The sequence below is a fragment of the Arthrobacter sp. PTI12 genome, from assembly GCF_056679915.1.
Genome location: NZ_CM155256.1, coordinates 2,809,478 through 2,829,091, shown reverse-complemented (window position 1 = coordinate 2,829,091; position 19,614 = coordinate 2,809,478). Strand labels below are relative to the sequence as shown.

The 19,614-nt window shown below is 64.7% G+C and carries 17 protein-coding genes; 10 read left to right on the top strand and 7 right to left on the bottom strand.

Going from position 1 to position 19,614, the window contains the following annotated elements; translation table 11 throughout:
• The first annotated feature begins 19 nt into the window (after window positions 1–19).
• Window positions 20–586, top strand: coding sequence for a TIGR03086 family metal-binding protein (locus AC1MBU_RS13475; protein WP_479787502.1), 567 nt, complete (start codon window positions 20–22; stop codon window positions 584–586).
• A 91-nt stretch (window positions 587–677) separates the two neighbouring features.
• On the opposite strand, the gene AC1MBU_RS13470 is transcribed toward AC1MBU_RS13475, so the two are convergent.
• Entirely contained in the window at window positions 678–1,817 is a 1,140-nt protein-coding gene (locus tag AC1MBU_RS13470; RefSeq protein WP_479787501.1) for a glutamate--cysteine ligase, read from the bottom strand.
• Between the two features lie 150 nt (window positions 1,818–1,967).
• On the opposite strand from AC1MBU_RS13470, the gene AC1MBU_RS13465 reads away from it, so the two are divergent.
• The gene (locus AC1MBU_RS13465) at window positions 1,968–2,789 is read left to right on the top strand and encodes a shikimate 5-dehydrogenase (protein ID WP_479787498.1); all 822 of its coding nucleotides are present in this window, start codon (window positions 1,968–1,970) and stop codon (window positions 2,787–2,789) included.
• A 20-nt stretch (window positions 2,790–2,809) separates the two neighbouring features.
• Here AC1MBU_RS13465 and AC1MBU_RS13460 read toward each other — a convergent pair whose 3' ends face one another.
• Entirely contained in the window at window positions 2,810–4,021 is a 1,212-nt protein-coding gene (locus tag AC1MBU_RS13460) for a class I SAM-dependent methyltransferase (protein WP_479787497.1), read from the bottom strand.
• 372 nt (window positions 4,022–4,393) lie between these two features.
• On the opposite strand from AC1MBU_RS13460, the gene groES reads away from it, so the two are divergent.
• The 5 genes from groES to guaB all read left to right on the top strand — a co-directional run bounded on the left by groES (window position 4,394) and on the right by guaB (window position 10,242).
• Window positions 4,394–4,690, top strand: a complete 297-nt coding sequence (groES, locus tag AC1MBU_RS13455; RefSeq protein WP_204531574.1) for a co-chaperone GroES — start codon at window positions 4,394–4,396, stop codon at window positions 4,688–4,690.
• A gap of 87 nt (window positions 4,691–4,777) precedes the next feature.
• On the top strand, window positions 4,778–6,391 hold the full coding sequence (gene groL / locus AC1MBU_RS13450; RefSeq protein WP_479787494.1) for a chaperonin GroEL: 1,614 nt from the start codon (window positions 4,778–4,780) through the stop codon (window positions 6,389–6,391).
• Between the two features lie 245 nt (window positions 6,392–6,636).
• Entirely contained in the window at window positions 6,637–7,911 is a 1,275-nt protein-coding gene (locus AC1MBU_RS13445; RefSeq protein WP_479787493.1) for a sensor histidine kinase, read from the top strand.
• 59 nt (window positions 7,912–7,970) lie between these two features.
• The gene (locus AC1MBU_RS13440) at window positions 7,971–8,618 is read left to right on the top strand and encodes a response regulator (RefSeq protein ID WP_479787489.1); all 648 of its coding nucleotides are present in this window, start codon (window positions 7,971–7,973) and stop codon (window positions 8,616–8,618) included.
• A 118-nt stretch (window positions 8,619–8,736) separates the two neighbouring features.
• Window positions 8,737–10,242 (top strand): IMP dehydrogenase, encoded by a 1,506-nt coding sequence (gene guaB / locus AC1MBU_RS13435; protein ID WP_404800746.1) that lies wholly within the window; start codon window positions 8,737–8,739, stop codon window positions 10,240–10,242.
• A 12-nt stretch (window positions 10,243–10,254) separates the two neighbouring features.
• On the opposite strand, the gene AC1MBU_RS13430 is transcribed toward guaB, so the two are convergent.
• Genes AC1MBU_RS13430 through AC1MBU_RS13420 form a run of 3 tightly spaced genes read right to left on the bottom strand, consistent with a single transcriptional unit; the run spans window position 10,255 to window position 12,470 of the window.
• Window positions 10,255–10,875, bottom strand: coding sequence for a hypothetical protein (locus tag AC1MBU_RS13430; protein WP_479787486.1), 621 nt, complete (start codon window positions 10,873–10,875; stop codon window positions 10,255–10,257).
• Entirely contained in the window at window positions 10,872–11,543 is a 672-nt protein-coding gene (locus AC1MBU_RS13425; RefSeq protein WP_346027154.1) for a hypothetical protein, read from the bottom strand. The genes AC1MBU_RS13430 and AC1MBU_RS13425 overlap by 4 nt, the downstream gene beginning before the upstream one ends.
• A gap of 48 nt (window positions 11,544–11,591) precedes the next feature.
• The gene (locus tag AC1MBU_RS13420; protein WP_479787483.1) at window positions 11,592–12,470 is read right to left on the bottom strand and encodes a hypothetical protein; all 879 of its coding nucleotides are present in this window, start codon (window positions 12,468–12,470) and stop codon (window positions 11,592–11,594) included.
• Between the two features lie 70 nt (window positions 12,471–12,540).
• Here AC1MBU_RS13420 and AC1MBU_RS13415 point away from each other — a divergent pair, with 70 nt between their 5' ends.
• From AC1MBU_RS13415 to AC1MBU_RS13405, 3 genes are all read left to right on the top strand, one after another.
• Window positions 12,541–13,680: a GuaB3 family IMP dehydrogenase-related protein gene (locus AC1MBU_RS13415; RefSeq protein ID WP_479787481.1), complete on the top strand. Its 1,140-nt coding sequence runs from the start codon at window positions 12,541–12,543 to the stop codon at window positions 13,678–13,680.
• Window positions 13,681–13,730: 50 nt separating this feature from the next.
• On the top strand, window positions 13,731–15,455 hold the full coding sequence (locus AC1MBU_RS13410) for a glycerol-3-phosphate dehydrogenase/oxidase (protein ID WP_346027151.1): 1,725 nt from the start codon (window positions 13,731–13,733) through the stop codon (window positions 15,453–15,455).
• Window positions 15,456–15,602: 147 nt separating this feature from the next.
• Complete coding sequence (locus tag AC1MBU_RS13405) at window positions 15,603–16,028, top strand: PTS sugar transporter subunit IIA (protein ID WP_082565933.1); 426 nt, start codon at window positions 15,603–15,605, stop codon at window positions 16,026–16,028.
• A gap of 76 nt (window positions 16,029–16,104) precedes the next feature.
• Here AC1MBU_RS13405 and AC1MBU_RS13400 read toward each other — a convergent pair whose 3' ends face one another.
• Both AC1MBU_RS13400 and AC1MBU_RS13395 read right to left on the bottom strand, forming a co-directional pair.
• Window positions 16,105–17,892 (bottom strand): ABC transporter ATP-binding protein, encoded by a 1,788-nt coding sequence (locus tag AC1MBU_RS13400; RefSeq protein ID WP_479787478.1) that lies wholly within the window; start codon window positions 17,890–17,892, stop codon window positions 16,105–16,107.
• On the bottom strand, window positions 17,885–19,603 hold the full coding sequence (locus AC1MBU_RS13395; protein WP_479787476.1) for an ABC transporter ATP-binding protein: 1,719 nt from the start codon (window positions 19,601–19,603) through the stop codon (window positions 17,885–17,887). Before AC1MBU_RS13395 ends, AC1MBU_RS13400 begins: the two co-directional genes overlap by 8 nt.
• Window positions 19,604–19,614 lie beyond the last annotated feature (11 nt).

Here is a 19,614-nt window from a genome sequence, read left to right as displayed (position 1 = left end):
TGCGGTTTACGGTAGTGCGATGACTACCTACTCGGAGCTGTTTAGGACTGAGAATGCCCGCTTGACCGAGATCCTCGAGACTGTGGAGGACTGGAATGCCCCGTCGCCGTGTGCCGGCTGGACAGTCCGCGATGTCCTTGACCACCTGATCGACACTGAACGCGATTTCCTGAGCGAGCATGACATTGACACGGGCTCCAGGCCGGACACGGCGCAGGACCCGGCGGGCGCGTGGAAGACTCATGCGTCGCGGGTTCAGCACGTCCTCGACACCGCCGAGCTCGCGGAAACGTCGTTCGACGGGTTTTTCGGGCCGACGACGGTCGGCGCTACGCTCGCAACCTTCTACGGGTTCGACCTGCTGGTGCATCGCTGGGATATTGCCCGCGGCGCCGGCAGGGACACCAAGTTCAACGAATCAGAGCTTGACCTCATTGAGAAGTCGCTCGAGGGATTCGGCGAGAACCTCTACATGGAAGGGATTTGCCGGCCGGCGCTTCCTGCCCGGGCAGATGCGGATCGGGCAACAAGGCTTCTGGCTCGGATGGGCCGCGACGCCGGCTGGCAGCCGGCCGTCAACGCCTGAGTTCGCGCACAACCTGGCGTCGAGTTGTCAGGACACGCACCTAAAGGACGCGCAAAAGGGGTGTGTCCTGCGAATTCAGCGCGGGGGACGGTTAGGCGCGGAGCTGGCGCACCATATCCAGTACGACGGCGCTCAGGTCGCCATTGTTCTCGGCGGCGATGCGGCGCTGGCGCTGGTAACCCGCGCCGCGCTGCAGGATTTTCTCAACGTCGGCGAGCTCCTGGCTGCAACCAAGCTTCGCCGCGACGGGCTCGAGCCGGTTCAGCTCGTCCATCAGATGCTCGGTGACCAGGCGCTCGTTGCCGGCGGCGTCCAGAATGATGATCGCTTCCAACCCGTAACGGGCGGCGCGCCACTTGTTCTCCTGCACATGCCAGGGCGGCATGGTGGGGATCGAGCCGCCGTTGTCGAGGGTGGTTGAGAAGTCGTCCACGAGGCACTGGGTCAGCGCAGCCACCGCGCCGACGTCCTCGAGTGTCGAGAGCCCGTCGCACACGCGCATTTCAACGGTTCCAAGGTTTCCGACCGGGCGAATGTCCCAGCGGATTTCGCTCACCGTATCGATCACACCGGTGGTGAACATGTCCTGCACATAGGACTCATACTCCGCCCACCTGGGGAACTGGAACGGCAGGCCGGCGGTGGGAAGCTGCTGAAACATCAGCGCGCGCTGGGACGCGTACCCGGTATCTTCGCCTCCCCAGAACGGCGACGACGCTGAAATCGCCTGGAAATGCGGGAAGTAGTTCACCAGCCCGTCAACCACCGGAAGCGCCTTGTCCCGGGAATCAAGACCCACGTGCACATGGACGCCGTAGATCACCATCTGCTGGCCCCACCACTGCGTGCGGTCGATCAGCTTGAAGTAACGGTCCTTGTCCGTGACCGGCTGGGAGCGCGGTGCACTGAACGGATGGGACCCGGCGGAGAACAGCTCTACGCCCATCGGGTCCGTCACCTCGCGCACCGCGGCGAGCGACCGGCTCAGGTCTTCTTTGGCTTCAGCGACGGTATGGCAGATGCCCGTCACAATCTCCACAGTGTTGAGGAGGAGTTCCTGCTTGATGTGGGGATGCTCGTCATCGGCCTGCAGCTCGGGATGCTGTTCGTTGACTCCGCGAAGTACCTCTTTGGCCACAGAGACCAGGTCACCGTTGTAACGGTCGACCAGGGCGAGCTCCCACTCAACGCCGAGGGTCGATTGCTCGGACTTCGCGAAATCAATCTTCAATGCTGCTCCTGACCGGTACCGGACTGTTGGAAATGTGTGCCTCGGTATCGCGCCATCGCGGGTGAGAACTGACCCAATAGTAGTGCAGGAGAGGTTCCGTTCTGCCGTGTGAAGCGACCACCCTCAGGAAACGACCGGCATAATTGACGGGTGCCGATCCTGAACAAAGACATGGTCCTGTGTATCTCCCTCGCCGCCCGGCCGAGCAATCTAGGAACCCGCTTCCACAACTGGCTGTATGACCAGCTGGGCCTGAACTACATCTACAAAGCGTTCACCACCACGGATCTTCCGGCAGCCATCGGCGGCGTACGCGCGCTGGGGATTCGCGGGTGCGCCGTGTCTATGCCGTTCAAGGAAGACGTCATCAAGCTGGTGGACCGCATGGATCCCTCCGCGCTGGCCATCGATTCGGTAAACACCATCGTGAACGACGACGGCGTCCTCACCGCCTACAACACCGATTACCTTGCGGTCGCGGAACTGATCAAACAGCGCTCGGAGGTGACGCCGTCGTCGTCGGTTCTGCTGCGCGGCTCCGGCGGAATGGCCAAGGCTGTTGCCGCGGCCGTACGGGACGCGGGCTTCACCCGGGTGACGGTTGTTGCACGGAACGAGGAGGCCGGCAGACGCCTGGCAGGGTTGTACGGGTTCCAGTGGCAGGCCGAGCCGGGAAACTCCACCGCGGACCTGCTCATCAATGTGACACCGCTCGGCATGGCGGGGCAGGACGAGGAGGTCCAGTCCTTCAGCGACGACGCTATTGCGGCAGCGTCGCTGGTGTTCGACGTCGTTGCGTTGCCCTCGGAGACGCCGCTCATCCAGGCGGCCCGGCGCGCAGGCAAGCCCGTGCTCACGGGAGCCGAGGTGATTGCACTGCAGGCGGCCGAACAGTTTGTCCTCTACACCGGCGTGCGTCCATCGGCCGAGCAGATCCGCGAGGCGGGAGAGTTCTCGCGGCAGCCTGCGTAGCTGCCAGCCCGGTACCGGATCTAGCCCAGTACCGGATCGACGACGACGGCGACGCGCTCTTCGCCGATCCGCGTCAGTACCAGCGTGGCCTTGTTTGTTGCCTTCTTCGAGCCGGCGAGGAGCTGCTTGCGCAGCTCTTCGGGCGTGACTGAGGTTCCGCGCTTTTTGATGTCGAGAATCCCTATGTCGTTGGCCTTGACCCACGCTTTCAACGCCTTGACGTTGTAGGGCATCACTTCGAGGACGCGGTAGGGCCGGGCGAACGGGGTGTCTACCAGCTCCGGCGCGCAGATGTAGGCGATGTGCGGGTCGACCAGGTGCCCGCCGATGGAACGAGCAACGTCGGCTACCAATCCGGCCCTGATCACAGCGCCGTCCGGTTCGTAGAGGTAGCCTTCCACCGGACCGATAGGGGCGTCGTCGTCCTCGCCGAAGTTGGTGTGGCTGGTCAGCTCAGTGGCGCCGTCCGCGCCGATGAGCAGGGCGCCGCGGCGGACGTTGTCGCGGCGGAGGGCGTTGAACCAGAGCACTACCTCGGCAACATCGCCGTCCACGCTTACCCACTGGGCTTCGCAGTTGGCCGGAACCGCGTCATGCGGGATCCCGGGCCCGAGCTTCACACCCACAGGCATGCCGGTGTCCGCGAGGCTCTCCACGAAGGACAGGGGAGGCGAGAAGGCTTCCGGGTCGAAGAGGCGCCTGGTGCCTGAGCTGGAAGTGGTCCGTCGGGCGGGGTCCAGCCACACGCCGTCGTACTTTGTCAGGTCAAGGGAGGAGGCATCAGTGTTGACAACAGTCGCGTTGGACCACGGCAGCAGATTCATGGTGGCGGCAGCGGCGGTGGTTTCGTCGAGTTCGACGGCGGTGACGTCGCGTTCCAGCGTGGCGAGGGCCATCGAATCCGAGCCGATCCCGCAGCCAAGGTCTGCGACCTTCTGGACGCCGGCAGTGACGTAGCGTTGGGCGTGGCGGGCGGCGACGCTGAGGCGGGTTGCCTGCTCGAGGCCGGCTGGGGTGAAAAGCATCCGGTCGGCGAAGGGACCGAACTTCACCTGAGCCTTCGCACGGAGCCGGGACTGGGTGAGGGCTGCATTGACGACGTCGGGGGAGTGGCCCGCCGCGCGGAGCTGTTCGTTGAGCCGGAGGCTGTCCGCTTCGGAGTACGGTCCGAGAGAGTTGAGCAGCTCCCAGCCCTCGGGAGTCAGGATGGGCTCAAGGAGGTTCTGGGTCACGGTGTCGCTTTCAACTGGAGCTTTCGGCGAGGGGCTGGGTCCGGTTCTTCAGTCTAGGGGTTGTGCCCGGGGCCGGATCCCCCACGTCCTGCTGTGAAAGTCCGCGCATCACCGGCGTGTTCCCGCCGACACGCCCCTGCCGGCTCCAGGAAGCGGGGAATTCGGACCGGCGCAGGGGGCCCGGCCCGCCCTGCAACACCACCCCTCTGGCACTCGCCTTGACCGAGTGCTAACCGTTGCATAAAGTCAGACTTGGCACTCTCACTATGAGGCTGCTAATCCTTCGAGGATGCGCCAACCGGCACCGCGACGACGGTCAGCGCCTGCTCGATACCCGAAGATTCATTCAAACCAAGTGAAGGAGAGGTCCGAGTGTCGGTCTCTATCAAGCCTCTTGAAGATCGTATTGTCGTCCGCCCGCTGGAAGGCGAGCAGACCACCGCATCCGGTCTGGTCATCCCGGACACTGCCAAGGAAAAGCCCCAGGAGGGCGAAGTTGTCGCAGTAGGCCCCGGCCGCGTTGATGACAATGGCAACCGCGTTCCCGTTGATGTAGCTGAAGGCGACGTCGTCATCTACTCCAAGTACGGCGGAACCGAAGTCAAGCACGGAGGCCAGGAATACCTGGTTCTTTCCGCTCGCGACGTTCTGGCGATCATCGTCAAGTAGTTGTGCAGAAGAACCCCGGTCAGCATCGGCCGGGGTTCTTTCCTGTCAGTACACATTCCTGCACAAGCCTGAAAGGAACGAAACAACATGGCAAAGCAGTTGGAATTCAACGACGCCGCCCGACGCAAGCTCGAAGCAGGCGTCGACAAGCTGGCCGACACCGTCAAGGTGACTCTCGGCCCTCGTGGACGCAACGTCGTCCTCGACAAGAAGTGGGGCGCCCCCACCATCACGAACGACGGCGTGACCATCGCCCGTGAGGTGGAGCTGGACGACCCCTATGAGAACCTCGGCGCGCAGCTCGCCAAGGAAGTTGCCACCAAGACCAACGACGTCGCCGGTGACGGCACGACGACGGCTACCGTCCTCGCGCAGGCACTGGTCAAGGAAGGCCTGCGGAACGTTGCAGCAGGCGCTGCCCCCGGCGCTCTGAAGCGCGGCATCGAGGTCTCCATCGAGGCCGTTGCTGCCCGTCTGCTCGAGAACGCCCGCGAGGTCGTTGGCAAGCAGACAGCAAACGTCGCAGCCATCTCCGCCCAGAGCCAGGAAGTCGGCGACCTGCTCGCCGAAGCTTTCGATCGGGTCGGCAAGGACGGCGTCATCACGATCGAGGAATCCTCGACCACCCAGACCGAACTTGTCCTCACCGAGGGCATGCAGTTCGACAAGGGCTTCCTGAGCCCCTACTTCGTCACTGACGCAGAGCGTCAGGAAGCCGTCCTCGAAGACGCGCTCATCCTGATCAACTCCGGCAAGATCTCTGCTCTGCAGGAATTCCTGCCGCTGCTCGAGAAGGCGCTGCAGGCAGGCAAGCCGCTGTTCATCATCGCCGAAGACATTGAAGGTGAAGCGCTGTCCACCCTGGTGGTCAACAAGATCCGCGGCACCCTCAACGTCGTAGCAGTCAAGGCTCCCGGTTTCGGGGACCGACGCAAGGCCATGCTCCAGGACATCGCCACCCTCACCGGTGCGCAGGTTGTCTCACCGGATCTCGGCCTGAAGCTGGACCAGGTCGGTCTTGAGGTTCTCGGCTCGGCCCGCCGCATCACCGTGACGAAGGACAACACCACCATCGTTGACGGCGCAGGCAGCGAGCAGGACGTTGCGGACCGCATCGCTCAGATCCGCGCTGAAGTTGAGCGCACCGACTCCGATTGGGACCGCGAGAAGCTCCAGGAGCGCCTCGCAAAGCTCGCCGGCGGCGTCGGCGTCATCAAGGTCGGCGCAGCCACCGAAGTTGAGCTGAAGGAAAAGAAGCACCGCATCGAGGACGCAGTGTCCTCGACCCGCGCCGCCCTTGAAGAGGGCATCGTGGCAGGCGGCGGTTCCGCTCTGATTCACGCCTCGAAGGTCCTTGATGAGGACCCAAGCGTGCTCAAGCTCGAGGGCGACGTCGCGACCGCCGTCGGTCTCGTGCGCCGCGCCCTGGTCCAGCCGCTGCGCTGGATCGCCGAGAATGCCGGCTACGAGGGTTACGTCGTCATCGACAAGGTGAGCCAGCTTGAGGTCGGCCACGGCTTCAACGCCGTCACCGGTGACTATGAAAACCTGGTCGACGCCGGCATCATCGACCCGGTCAAGGTCACCCGGTCGGCACTGCGCAACGCAGCGTCGATCGCGGCACTGGTTCTCACCACCGAAACCCTCGTGGTTGAGAAGCCGGTTGAGGAAGAAGAGCAGGGCCACGGCCACAGCCACTAGCGACACAGGGCGGGCGAGGACAGTGACCCACACAGGGAAAAGTCCTGAGCGCCGCCCCTGAGGCTGATGTCCTACCAGCGCCCCGGTCCACACGGACCGGGGCGCTGGTGCGTGAGGGTCCCCCAGTCTGGTGGGGATAACCCCACCAGACGCCGAGGCAAATAGGGGGTACGCACCAGAGACGCGGTGGTACCTCCAAGGGAAGGATTGGAGTATCACTTCCAGTAACAGCGAAAGGCACTTCCTTGAACGAGCGTGCACAACGCCGCCGCGGTTGGTTTGACCAGCTCACAGCGGATATCAGCTACAACTTCGCCGGTTTCTTCATCGGCCTGCCCGCTTTTGTGCTGGCGATTGCCCTATTCAGCGCGGGAATCAGCACCGCAATCATCTACATCGGCGTGTTCATCCTCGTAGGTGGGCTGTACACCGCAAGGTTCTTCGCATCAGCAGAGCGCCAGCTCAGCGAGCGGAACCGCGGACCTCTGCCGCCCGTCTACTACAAGAGCGGCTCCAACAGCTCGAGGCTGCGGGCCCTCCTCGTGCCCATCACCGATCTCCAGTCCTGGAAGGACTTGATCCACGCCGTCGTCAGTTTCCCGGTCCGGGTCGCCGCCTTCTCGATCACTCTCACCTGGATTGCCGGCGCGCTCGGAGCAATGACGCAGTGGCTCTGGATGCGGTTCATTCCCGGGCCGCCCAGTGATATCTGGGACCTGTTGGGAGTCGATCCTGCACTTCATTGGCTATTCCAGTTCGCCACCGGGCTGGTTCTCCTGCTCACCCTTCCGGCTGTCGCGAAAGGACTTGCCCTGCTCCAGCGCGCCCTCGCTGTGGGTCTGCTGACCAACGAACGCCGGCACCTGCAGGAGAGGACCGAGTACCTCACCAACTCCCGTAGCTCGGTGGTAGCAGCTGAGGCCGGAACGCTGCGCCGGATCGAGCGGGACATTCATGATGGTCCCCAGCAGAGGATCGTTCGGATGGCCATGGACCTCGAATCCGCGAAACGGCGGCTGCAGCCCGGTGACTCTGAAACCCGTGACCTGATTGAAGGCGCGATCGATCAGTCCCGCGAGGCCCTGGCAGAACTGCGTTCACTCTCCCGCGGGATCGCCCCGCCGATCCTCATCGAACGCGGGCTGCCGGCTGCGCTCGACGCCGCTGCGGCGCGTTGCCCTGTCCCGGTCACGCTCAGCACCGACGGAATGGGAACCGGCCGCTTCACGCCTGCTGCCGAAAGCGCCGCCTACTTCGCCGCCGTCGAAGCCTTGACCAATGTCGCAAAACACTCCAACGCCACCGAATGCCGCCTCAGCGCCCGCGCGGAAGAAGATGTCCTCACCGTAGAAGTCCACGACAACGGCCGGGGCGGCGCACACGTCGGCAAGGGGACCGGGCTGGCTGGTCTGCAGGATCGGTTAGCAGGCGTCGATGGCGCCCTGGAGGTCGACTCTCCAGCCGCCGAAGGCACCACAGTGCGGATCAGCATCCCGGTCTCGGTCATCCAGCCGGTGTGAACTGAGCCAGCGCCGGAGCGGATGAAACCAGGCGGTAGAGTCCAAAGGTGCGAGTAGTCTTGGCAGAAGATTCCGTCCTCCTGCGGGAGGGCCTCATCCGGCTCGTGGCCGAGGGTGGCGCGGAGGTGGTGGCGGCGGTGGAGGACGGCGACGCCCTCACCGCCGCCGTCTCGACCCACCAGCCCGACGTCGTCATCACCGATGTGCGGATGCCGCCGTCGTTCTCGGATGAAGGATTGCGAGCCGCGGCAGCAATTCGCCAAAGCCATCCGGAAATCGGCATCCTTGTCCTGTCGCAGTATGTGGAGCTGACCTATGCGTCGGATCTGATGGCGGGAGCGTCAGTGGTCGGGGCCGGTGGAGTCGGTTACCTGCTGAAGGACCGCATCTCGCGGCTGGAAGACATGATGGACGCGTTGGTCCGTGTGAAGGACGGCGGTATGGTGCTGGATCCGGAAGTGGTGGCCGCGGCGTTCAACCGGAGGGACGGCAACTCAGTGAGTTTGCTCACGCCGCGGGAGCGGGAAGTGCTGCAGCTCATGGCCGAGGGCCGCACCAATGCGGCTATCGCCCGGCAGCTCACGCTCTCCGCAGGCGGCGTGGAGAAGAACATTTCGTCGATTTTCACGAAGATGGACCTCCCGCCCCACCTGGATGACCATCGCCGCGTGCTTGCTGTGCTGAACTGGGTCCGGAACGGACGCTGACGCGACGGAATAGGGCGCACCCTCCTTTCGTTTTACGATAGAAGACCGCACAACCGGCAGAAAGAAGCCGGTGGTTCCTTCCTCCACATCCCCCGAAAGAGGCGCCGCGTTGAGCGAATTGTCGAACCATGACCCCTTCGGCTTCATCGGCCTGACGTACGACGACGTCCTGCTGCTTCCCGGGCACACGGACGTCATCCCGTCCGAGGCAGATACCAGCTCGCGGGTTTCCCGGCGGATCACCGTTCAGACGCCGCTGCTGTCCTCCGCCATGGACACTGTCACTGAAGCCCGCATGGCCGTCGCCATGGCACGCCAGGGCGGTCTAGGGGTCATCCACCGCAACCTTTCCATCGCAGACCAGGCCGAGCAGGTGGACCGCGTCAAGCGCAGTGAGTCCGGCATGATCACCAACCCGGTCACCATCGGCCCTGACGCCACCCTGCGCGAACTCGACGACCTCTGCGGCCACTACCGCGTCTCGGGACTTCCCGTGGTCGACGGCGGCGGCAAGCTCCTCGGCATCGTCACCAACCGTGACACCCGGTTCGTGTCGGAATCCGACTTCCCGAACCGCCTGGTCCGCGAAGTCATGACCCAGATGCCGCTGGTCACCGGGCACGTGGGCATCAGCGGTGAGGACGCCATCGGCCTGCTGGGCAAGAACAAGATCGAGAAGCTTCCGCTGGTCGACAGCGACGGCATCCTCCGCGGCCTCATCACCGTCAAGGACTTCACCAAAGCGGAGCAGTATCCGCTCTCCACCAAGGACGACGACGGCCGCCTGCGTGTGGGTGCAGCCATCGGTTTCTTCGGTGACGGCTGGGAGCGCGCCATGGCGTTGGTGGACGCCGGTGTGGACGCGCTCTTCGTTGATACCGCCAACGGCCACAGCGCCGGTGTGCTTGAGATGATTGCCCGGCTCAAGGCCGAGAAGTCCGCCGCCCATGTGGACATCATCGGCGGTCAGGCCGCAACCCGCGAGGGCGCCCAGGCGCTGATCGATGCCGGTGCAGACGGCATCAAGGTAGGCGTAGGCCCGGGCTCCATCTGCACCACGCGTGTGGTGGCCGGCGTCGGCGTTCCACAGGTCACGGCGATCTACGAGTCAGCGAAGGCAGCAATTCCCGCCGGCGTTCCCCTGATTGCCGACGGCGGACTGCAGTACTCCGGTGACATCGGCAAGGCGTTGGTGGCCGGTGCTGACACCGTCATGCTCGGCTCCCTGCTGGCAGGCTCCGCCGAGGCACCGGGTGAGCTGGTCTTCGTCAACGGCAAGCAGTACAAGACCTACCGCGGCATGGGTTCGCTCGGCGCCATGCAGACCCGCGGCAAGAACACCTCGTACTCCAAGGACCGCTACTTCCAGGCGGACGTCACGGGCGACGACAAGCTCATCCCCGAGGGTATCGAGGGTCGCGTCGCTTACCGGGGACCGCTCGCATCCGTTGCCTACCAGCTGGTAGGCGGCCTGCGCCAAACCATGTTCTACACCGGCGCACGCACCATTGAAGAGCTGAAGGCCAAGGGCAAGTTTGTCCGGATCACCTCGGCCGGGCTCAAGGAGTCGCATCCCCATGACATCCAGATGACCGTGGAAGCGCCCAACTACGGATCGAAGTAGCCAGCCGAAAGGCTAGAGCGGCCCGAACTGCATCCTGCCGTTCGGATCGCTGTGCGTTCGGGACATCTCCTCAAGCGCCTGCCGTAATCCGGGCTCTTGCCCAATCCGCTCGCGGAAGAGGCGCGCAGCGTTCTCGATGTGCCATGCGGGGATGAGGAGGGTCCCGGCGAAGAACGTGACAAGGAAGAAGACTCCCAGCACAGCACCAGTGACGGATCCGGGGCTGAGGCTCGCATTCCCGGATAGGGCAAGCGCCAGTATGAGTCCGCACGATCCAACCGCCACGAGGGTGATTCCGGTCCAGGCGCCACGTACCGTGCGCGGGGCCCGTGATGACGCCGGATGACGAGATGTTGGAACCTGCCGGCCGCGCCGGCGCGCGTGAAGCGCACCCGCAGCTCCACCGGTGAGCACAGCCCCCGCAACAGCGTAGGGAGCCCCACCGGGTGCGGTGAACGCCAGCGCAAGTGCCACGAGAGCCAGCCAGGCGCACCAGAAATACAGCATGAGGAAAGTAGCCCGGCTCTGTGCGTCGTTGAGCGCCATACGCCTGAGGATGCTGCCGGTGCCCTGTCCTGCCTCGCTGAGTTGAGGCGACATCCAGTAGTCGAGTGAACGGGTTCCCTGACTCATTCGGAACCCGTCGTGTCGTGATCGAGCTCCAGGGCTTCCTCGAACAGCTCCAGCGCCACGGAGCCGTCCACTTCGCGTTTCGCCAGTTGATCGCCGTCACCCGTGGCCAGCTGCCACGTGCCGGACTCGTCGACCATGAGGTTGGCTGTCTTCGACTGCACACCCAGACCATGGTGCTTGATCTGCGCGGCAACCGGTCGGCGCCCAGGTGATCCGCTCCCATCCGATTCCAGCCCTGAATCACCCAGGTAGTGTGCTGCCGCGTCCAACCCGAACTTCAGGACGGGCCTGTCGTTCTTCAGGGGAGTGAACCCGTGAGTGCCGTTGCCGTTGGCGTTCGCCACGAATGCCCCGCCGGCGGATGCCACAGCGAACATGACGTGGTTCCGCTCCGGAGTCACGAGCGCAATCTCGAGCCAATCGCCTGCAGTCGCCATCACGGCGGCGATAAACTCCGTGGGTCCCTTGAGGACCAAATCACTATCGCTTAGTTCGGCCAGGCCACGCACCAGCAGGGTTGTCATGCCGGCCTTGGTCAGTTGCTCGTTGTCTGCCTGCGGGGTGAGCCGAAAGATCTCGCGCGTCAGCGCAGTCGATTCACCGTCATTGAAGGCCAGGAGCGCCAAAATCTCGTGTTCCGTCAGTTGCAGCGAATCCGTAGTGGTCAATGCTCTCTCCGAGATCGGGGGCGGTTAGCGGTTCCTGAAATGACGCTACTATCCGAAGGCCCAGTTCCACGCATCTTCCGCTCCTTCCGCGATGGCATCAGCCCCATCAGAGATGGCGTCCCCTGCATCGGATGCAAAGTCGGTGATCCTTTCGGTGACCGGCACGTCTCCGGACAGGAACTGTGCGCCGGCCCAGACAAGCGAGGCCGCCGCGAAGAACGGAGCAGCCGGCGTGGGCGTGAGGCTGCCCGCTGCAAGGATTGTAGTGATAGCACCGTCGGCAACAACGTGCCCGTCCCCTGACTGGATACCCTGGTAGGTCTGGCCCAGCCCGGTCAGAATGCTGAGCCCGCCGGCGAACTTGCCGGCCAGGTTCAGGGCATTGAGGGTCTGGGTTCCGCGGAGGTATCCCACTTCCGGCGCCGTGCCGAAGCCGGGAGTGAGCAGGTCCGCCCGCGCCATCGCATTCAGGAGGCGCTCGGCTCCAAGTCCGCCGGCAGAAGTGACCCAGTTCGCTATCTGGAACGGCGGCCAGGCACCAAGATCCCCGAGCCCGTTGCCGAAGAGGTCGAGGAGGTCATCGCCTGCGGAGGCAGGGGTACTTCCGTCCGCCGCGCTCGCAGGGACACCGTCGAAGCCGCCGCCGCCGCTGTCGTCGTCGTTGCTTGTCTGCTCCTGCTGCACAGCCTGATCAACCAGCGCGTGCGACTGCGTCTCCAGCATGGCCGCCGTCTGATTGAGCTGCACGCGTACGGAGGTGTGCCAGCGGGTACGGAACTGGGCCGCATCCGGACCGTTCCAGGGAATTCCGTTCAGCAGCGCAGTGATGGTTTGGTCCGCCGTCGTAATAGCGGTGCTGGATCTCCCCATGGAGCGGGCGAGATCGCGCAACTGTTGGGGGTTGGCCCCGATTGTTTCCCCGGACATGGTTCTGACTGTACGGAACGGAACCCGGGCGGGCGATGGGCACCTCTCCCCGCTGGGATAACCTAGACCGGTGACTTACGAGATTGAGATCGGCCGAGGCAAACGCGGACGCAGGGCATATTCCCTCGATGACCTTGCGGTGGTCCCGTCCCGCCGCACCCGGGACCCGCGGGACGTCTCGGTTCAGTGGCAGATCGACGCCTACCAGTTCGAGATGCCGGTCATCGCTGCGCCCATGGATTCGACCATGTCGCCCGCGACCGCCATTGCGATAGGCAAATTGGGCGGGCTGGGTGTTCTCAATCTCGAAGGCCTCTGGACGCGCTACGAGGACCCTACGCCGGTCCTTGAGGAAATTGCCGGACTGTCCACCGAAAACTTCAGCCCCGCGGCCACCCGCCGCATGCAGGAGCTGTACGAGGCACCCATCCAGGCTGAACTTATAACCAGCCGGCTGGCCGAAATGCGCGACGCCGGCGTGACCGTTGCCGGGTCACTCACACCACAGCGCACCCAGGAGTTCTACAAGACGGTCTTGGCCGCGGGCGTCGATATTTTCGTTATCCGCGGCACTACGGTCTCCGCCGAGCACGTCTCCAAGAACGAGGAACCGCTCAACCTCAAGCAGTTCATCTATGAGCTGGATGTCCCTGTCATCGTCGGCGGCGCTGCCGGCTACACACCCGCGCTGCACCTCATGCGCACCGGCGCGGCCGGCGTGCTGGTGGGCTTCGGCGGTGGAGCAACGACGACGACGCGGCGCGCCCTGGGCATTCACTCACCGATGGCGTCGGCCATCTCGGATGTGGCTGCTGCCCGCCGCGATTACCTGGATGAGTCCGGCGGCCGGTACGTCCACGTCATCGCCGACGGCGGGATGGGCACCAGCGGTGACATTGTGAAGGCCATCGCGGTCGGTGCGGACGCCGTCATGCTCGGCTCAGCACTGGCCCGCGCAGAGGAAGCACCGGGCAAGGGCTGGCACTGGGGGCAGGAAGCCCACCACAGCGAACTTCCGCGCGGAGACCGCGTCAACGTCGGTACCGTCGGGCCGCTTGAGGAAGTGCTCTGGGGGCCCTCTCATCACACCAACGGCACCTCGAACATGATCGGTGCGCTTCGCCGCGCCATGGCAACCACGGGGTATTCGGACCTGAAGGAGTTCCAGCGGGTCGAGGTAGTCCTCTCGCCCTACCTTTCCAACGGCTGATTGCCTAAGGTTGAGGGACCAGTCCGCAACGATGAAGGTGGATCACGGCCATGACCAAAGGCGCCCTCAGCCCCCAGCAGCGTGAAGATGCACTTGCCGCTCTCAAGTCCACCAACCAACCCGGCAAGGAGTTGGACATCCTGATCGTGGGCGGCGGCGTCGTCGGCGTCGGTTCTGCCCTGGATGCGGTGACTAGGGGCCTCGACGTCGGAATCGTTGAGGCGCGGGACTGGGCAGCGGGCACATCCTCGCGTTCATCGAAGCTCATTCACGGTGGCCTGCGCTACCTCGAGATGCTGGATTTCGCCCTGGTTCAGGAGGCACTCAAGGAACGCGGCTTGCTGATCCAGCGAATCGCACCGCACCTCGTCCGGCCGGTGCCGTTCCTGTATCCGCTGACCAAGCGGTTCATCGAGCGGCCGTACGTCGGGGCGGGCATCCTGCTGTATGACACGATGGGAATGACTTCCGGCAACTCGCGCGGCGTCCCCATGCACAAGCACCTCACGCGCAGGGGCACCCTCCGGGCAGCTCCGAGCCTCAAGGATGACGCCATGGTGGGGTCAATCCGCTACTACGACGCCCAGGTGGATGACGCACGCTACGTCGTCAACATGATGCGCACCGCGGCGTCCTACGGGGCCAAGGCAGCAAACCGGGTCTCCGTCGAAGACTTCCTCCGGGAAGGGGAACGCGTTGTCGGGGCACGGGTGAAAGACCAGGAGACCGGCGAGGAATTCACCATCCGCGCCAAGCAAGTCGTCAACGCCACCGGCGTCTGGACGGATGAAACCCAGGCCATGGTCACGGACCGCGGTCAGTTGAAGGTCCGGGCCTCGAAGGGCATCCACCTGGTGGTTCCGCGGGATCGCTTCCAGTCCACCGTCGGGCTCATTCTGCGCACGGAGAAGTCCGTCCTCTTCGTCATCCCCTGGGGCAGGCACTGGATCATCGGCACCACGGACACCGACTGGGATCTGGACAAGGCGCATCCGGCAGCGTCGTCGTCGGATATCGACTACATCCTCGAGCACGTGAATAAGGTCGTGAAGCGGCCGCTGACCCGTGAGGACGTGGAGGGCGTCTACGCCGGCCTGCGTCCGCTGCTGGCCGGGGAGAATGACTCCACGGCCAAGCTTTCCCGCGAACATGTGGTTGCCCACCCTGTTCCGGGGCTGGTCGTTGTTGCAGGCGGCAAGTGGACCACCTACCGGGTGATGGCCAAGGATGCCGTGGATGAAGCCTCGCGTGCGCTCGATGAACGGGTACCGGCCAGCTGCACCGAGACCGTCCCCCTGCTCGGTGCCGAGGGCTACCGGGCAGCCTGGAACAAGCGCGCCCGCATGGCGGAGGAAGCAGGGGTCCACGTCGCGCGCGTCGAGCACCTGTTGCAGCGGTACGGCACCGACGCAGAGCTGGTGCTCGGCCTCATCCGGGAGGACGCCTCGCTGGCAGAGCCGCTCCCGGGTGCCGACGACTACCTGCGAGCAGAAGTTGTCTTTGCCACCACGCATGAGGACGCCCGCCACGTCGATGACGTACTGACCCGCCGCACGCGCATCTCGATCGAGTCCTGGGACCGCGGCGTCTCGGCAGCTCCTGTTGTCGCAAGCCTGATGGCTCCGCACCTGAACTGGAGTGATGCGCAGGTGGACCGTGAGGTTAAGCACTACCTCGCCCGGGTGGAAGCTGAAAGACTCAGCCAACAGCAGCCCGATGACGTGTCGGCTGACAGCGCACGCATGGGAGTCGATGACATCGTGCCGCTAAGCTAGGGTCCGGATCGGTGCACCGGTCAGGCAGAGGCGCCCGGCGCACCCGTCCTTCGCACACGTTCCCGAGTTACCCGTGAGAGGCCGGTTGTGACACCCCTCGACCTGCATGACGCCGAATTGACCACACCACAGTTGGTAATCCTCGACATGGTCGCTGAAGACAAGGCCGACGCCGCTGGCCAGTTGGCGGCGCGCCTTCACCAGGCGGGGCGCGTCACGGACCTCGAGGGCTTCCTCGCGCAGGTCAACTCCCGGGAGCACCAGATGGCAACCGGCCTGCCCGGGGGAGTGGGAGTGCCCCACGCCAGGAGCGAGTTCGTCGAGCAAACCTCGATCGCCGTCGGAGTCACGCGGTACGGGCACAGCCTCGACTTCGGTGCCCAGGACGGTCCCGCAACGCTGGTGCTGTTGATCGCGACCCCCGCAGCGTCCTTCTCCGAGCACCTCGAGGTCCTCGCAACCCTGGCCCGTTCCCTGTTCAAGGAGAACTTCCGCGAGTCGCTGCGCCGGGCACACGACGCGGAGGTCATCAGCGAACTCATCAACTCATCGTTGGTGTTCTTCGACCATTAACACCTGGGAAATTTTGCGCAGCTCCGGTGGGTTCGACGCCGTCTGAACCCACCGGAGCTGCACTAAATTTCCGGGTTTATTCCGTCCGCCAGGACCGCCAGAGCGACGCATATGAGCCGCCGAGTGCAAGCAGTTCGTCGTGGGAGCCGAGTTCTGTGATGTTGCCGTTCTCCACCACAGCCACGCGGTCGGCGTCGTGCGCGGTATGCAGGCGGTGCGCAATGGCCACAACCGTGCGGCCCTCCAGAACCGCACTGAGTGAGCGCTCCAGGTCACGTGCTGCCTGCGGATCGATCAGCGAGGTCGCCTCATCGAGCACCAGCGTGTGCGGATCGGCCAGGACAAGCCGGGCCAGGGCAACCTCCTGCGCCTGGGCGGGGGTTACCTCGTACGCACCTGAGCCAACCTCCGTATCCAGGCCCTCAGGCAGGGCGCGCGCCCAACCCAGCGCACCGACGTCGTCCAGTGCCTTTTCGATTTCGGTGGATGTCGCGTCCGCCTTGCCAAGCCGGATGTTGTCGGCGAGGGACCCCACGAAGACGTGATGCTCCTGCGTCACCAGGGCTACCTCCCGCCGCAGCGCGTCGAGCGGCCGATCCACCAGCGGCACTCCGCCCACCGTCACTGAACCGCCGGTGGGCGGATGAATGCCTGCAATAAGCCGTCCAAGTGTCGACTTCCCGGCTCCCGAAGGCCCCACCATCGCAAGGCGCTCGCCGCGCCGCAACTGAAGGTCCACGCCGTGCAGCACGTCATGGCCCGGCCGGTAAGCGTAGCGGGCACCGGAGACAGTGATGTCATCGGACGAGGGCTGAACGTCGGTTGCCGTCCGGTCCGCCGGGACGTTCTTGATCCCGATGATCCGGGCCAGCGAGGCCGCACCCACCTGTATTTCGTCGGTCCACATGATGAGCAGGTCCACCGGGTCGATCAGACGGACGGCGAACAGTGCCACTGTTGCGACCGCGCCGGGAGTGACCAGGTCCATCGAGGCAAGCCAGCCGCCCCACAGCAGCACACCGGCCACCGGAAGCCAGAAAGCGGTGTCCGCAGCCGGAAACAGCACCGATCGCAGCCATAGCGTGTAGCGCTCGGCAGCGAAACTGCCGGTCAGAGCCTCGTCGATCCGGTTGCGGCGCAGTCCTCCGAGACCGAGCGCATCTACGGTGCGGGCACCCTCGATGGTCTCCGTGATGGATCCGTTCACCACCGCGTAGCTCTCCCGCTCGGCCTTGTAGCCGGCGGAGCTGCGCTTGAGGTACCAGCGGGTGGCCGGATACAGCAGGGGAACACCCACCAAAAGGGCAATCGAAAGCAGGGGAGAGGTGAGGATCGCTGCGGCCAGCGTGATGATGATGGTCACCACCGAGACCACCACCTGCGGAACGCCGAAGCGGACGGTGTGGGAGACGGAGTCAACATCGTTGGTGGTACGGGAAACGAGGTCGCCAGTGCCGGCCTTTTCCACCGTGGACAGCGGCAGCGAGGTGACCTGCGCCATGAAATCCTCGCGCAGCTCAGCGAACACCGTTTCACCGAAGATCATGCCGGCCCGGACGGCGAGCTTGCGCAGGACGGCCTGAACCACCAGGAATCCGAGCATCAGCAGTGACATGGCCGCGATGAACCCACTGGTGGTGCCCGCCACCACGGCGTCGACAACCTGGCCGAGAATGAACGGCCCTACCAGGCCTGCAGCGGCTGAGCCGACGTAGAGCAGTACAACCCTGATCAGCCCGCCGCGGTGATGGCGGATCAGGCGCAGCGATTCCGCCTTCACTGCTTGTGCGTCAGCGACCGGCAGCTTCGCCGATGCAGCTACGGCCGGATCGGTCACCGGCTCTGACACCTGGGTATCACTCACTGCGGATCACCACATTTCGATAGGCAGGGACGGCGGACATCAGTTCCTGGTGCTTTCCTTGCGCACTCAGTCGGCCATCTTCGAGGAAGACAACATGGTCCATGGCGCCGAGCATCAGCGGGCTGGCAGTGACGACGACGGTGGTACCGCCTTCGGTGCGCCGCGCCCGTCCCAGCCGCTCGGCGATCCGGGATTCGGTGTGTGCATCGACCGCGCTGGTCGGCTCGATGAGCACGAGGGTCTCGGCATCCGTCAGCAGCGCCCGCGCAAGGACCAGGCGCTGGCGCTGGCCGCCGGAGAATCCGCGTCCCCGTTCGGTGACCTCGGAGTCCAGGCCGGCCTCCAGGCCGTCGAGGATGTCCAGTGCACTGGCGGCCTCCAGTGCGGCAAGGATCTCCACGTCACTGTGCCGCCCGTGCGGATCCAGCTGACTGCGCAGGGTGCCGGTGAACAACTGCGGGTTGGCCTCGCTCACCACAATGCGGCGCCGGACGTCATCGAGGGGGACCTCGTGCAGGGCGGCCCCACCCCACCGGACTACCGCTTCCCGCAACACCGCGTCATCGAACCTGCCCAACCGGGTGGCAAGGTCGGCAGACATCGCGGGGTCAGCTGAGACCAGAGCGGTCAGTCCGCCAGGCTTGAGAGCCACACCACTAGAGGTGTCCACGAGCGGAGCGGGACCGTCCGGTGCTGCGGCAGTTGCGTTGTCGGTGATGTTCGCGTCAACGGACAGCACGTTGATGATCTTTCGCGCTCCGACGAGGGCCCGGATCGAGTGGGACACCCCATCCGCCGCGCTGCGGATCGGAGTCATCAGGAACACGGAGTAGCCAAACAACGCCACCAGTTGGCCGGGCTCAATCTCACCGTTCAACACCAGCGTGGCACCCACCCAGGTGAAGACCACGCTGAAGGCACCGGCGATGAAGACCTGGGAGGCCTCCAGCGTGGCCAGCGAGCGCGCAACCTTGATACCGGCGTCGCGCGTTTCCGCCGACCGCTCACGGTACCGGCTGACGAAAATGTGTTCACCGCCGATCCCGCGCAGCACACGAAGGCCGGCGACAGTATCGGCGCCGACGGCGGTCATCTTCCCTGAAGCGTCACGCTGTTCGCGCTGGCGTGCCTGCAACGGACGGACAACAAACAGAAGCAGCGCGCAGCACGCCGGAACACCGATCAGTACAACAACTGCGAGCATGACCGAGCTCAGAGCGATAAGCGCGCACACCACCAACCAGGAAACCAGTGCACCCGCCAGCCGGGCGGCGACGTAGAAAATCTCACCCAGGCGGGTAGCGTCAGAGGCTGCCGTGGACACGACCTCACCGGTCGAAAGCTTCTGCGGCAAAGCGTCGCCCGTGCGGGTGATCTTGTAGCCCACGAGGCGGATCGACTTGAAGGCCGCCTGCATCCAGTTGCTGATCGCCGCGCGGTGCGCCAGCATACCGGCGAACGCCTGCCCTACGGTAAGCGCAACCAGGATGAGGACCCACCACAGCAGTGCGTCCCAGCTGCGGCCGATGATCCCCTCGTCGATGGCGCGGCCCAGTGCGAAGGGAACAACGGCCTGCGCCACCATGAGGAGCGTTTCGAGTACGACGGCGGCAGCAAGGGTGCCCTTCTGTTTGGATGCCAGCCACAACAGATAGCGGGACGGCGACCTAAGGTCAGGTTGGCCTGGATCGGGGTAGGGGTACGAGCGCACGAGAATCAATC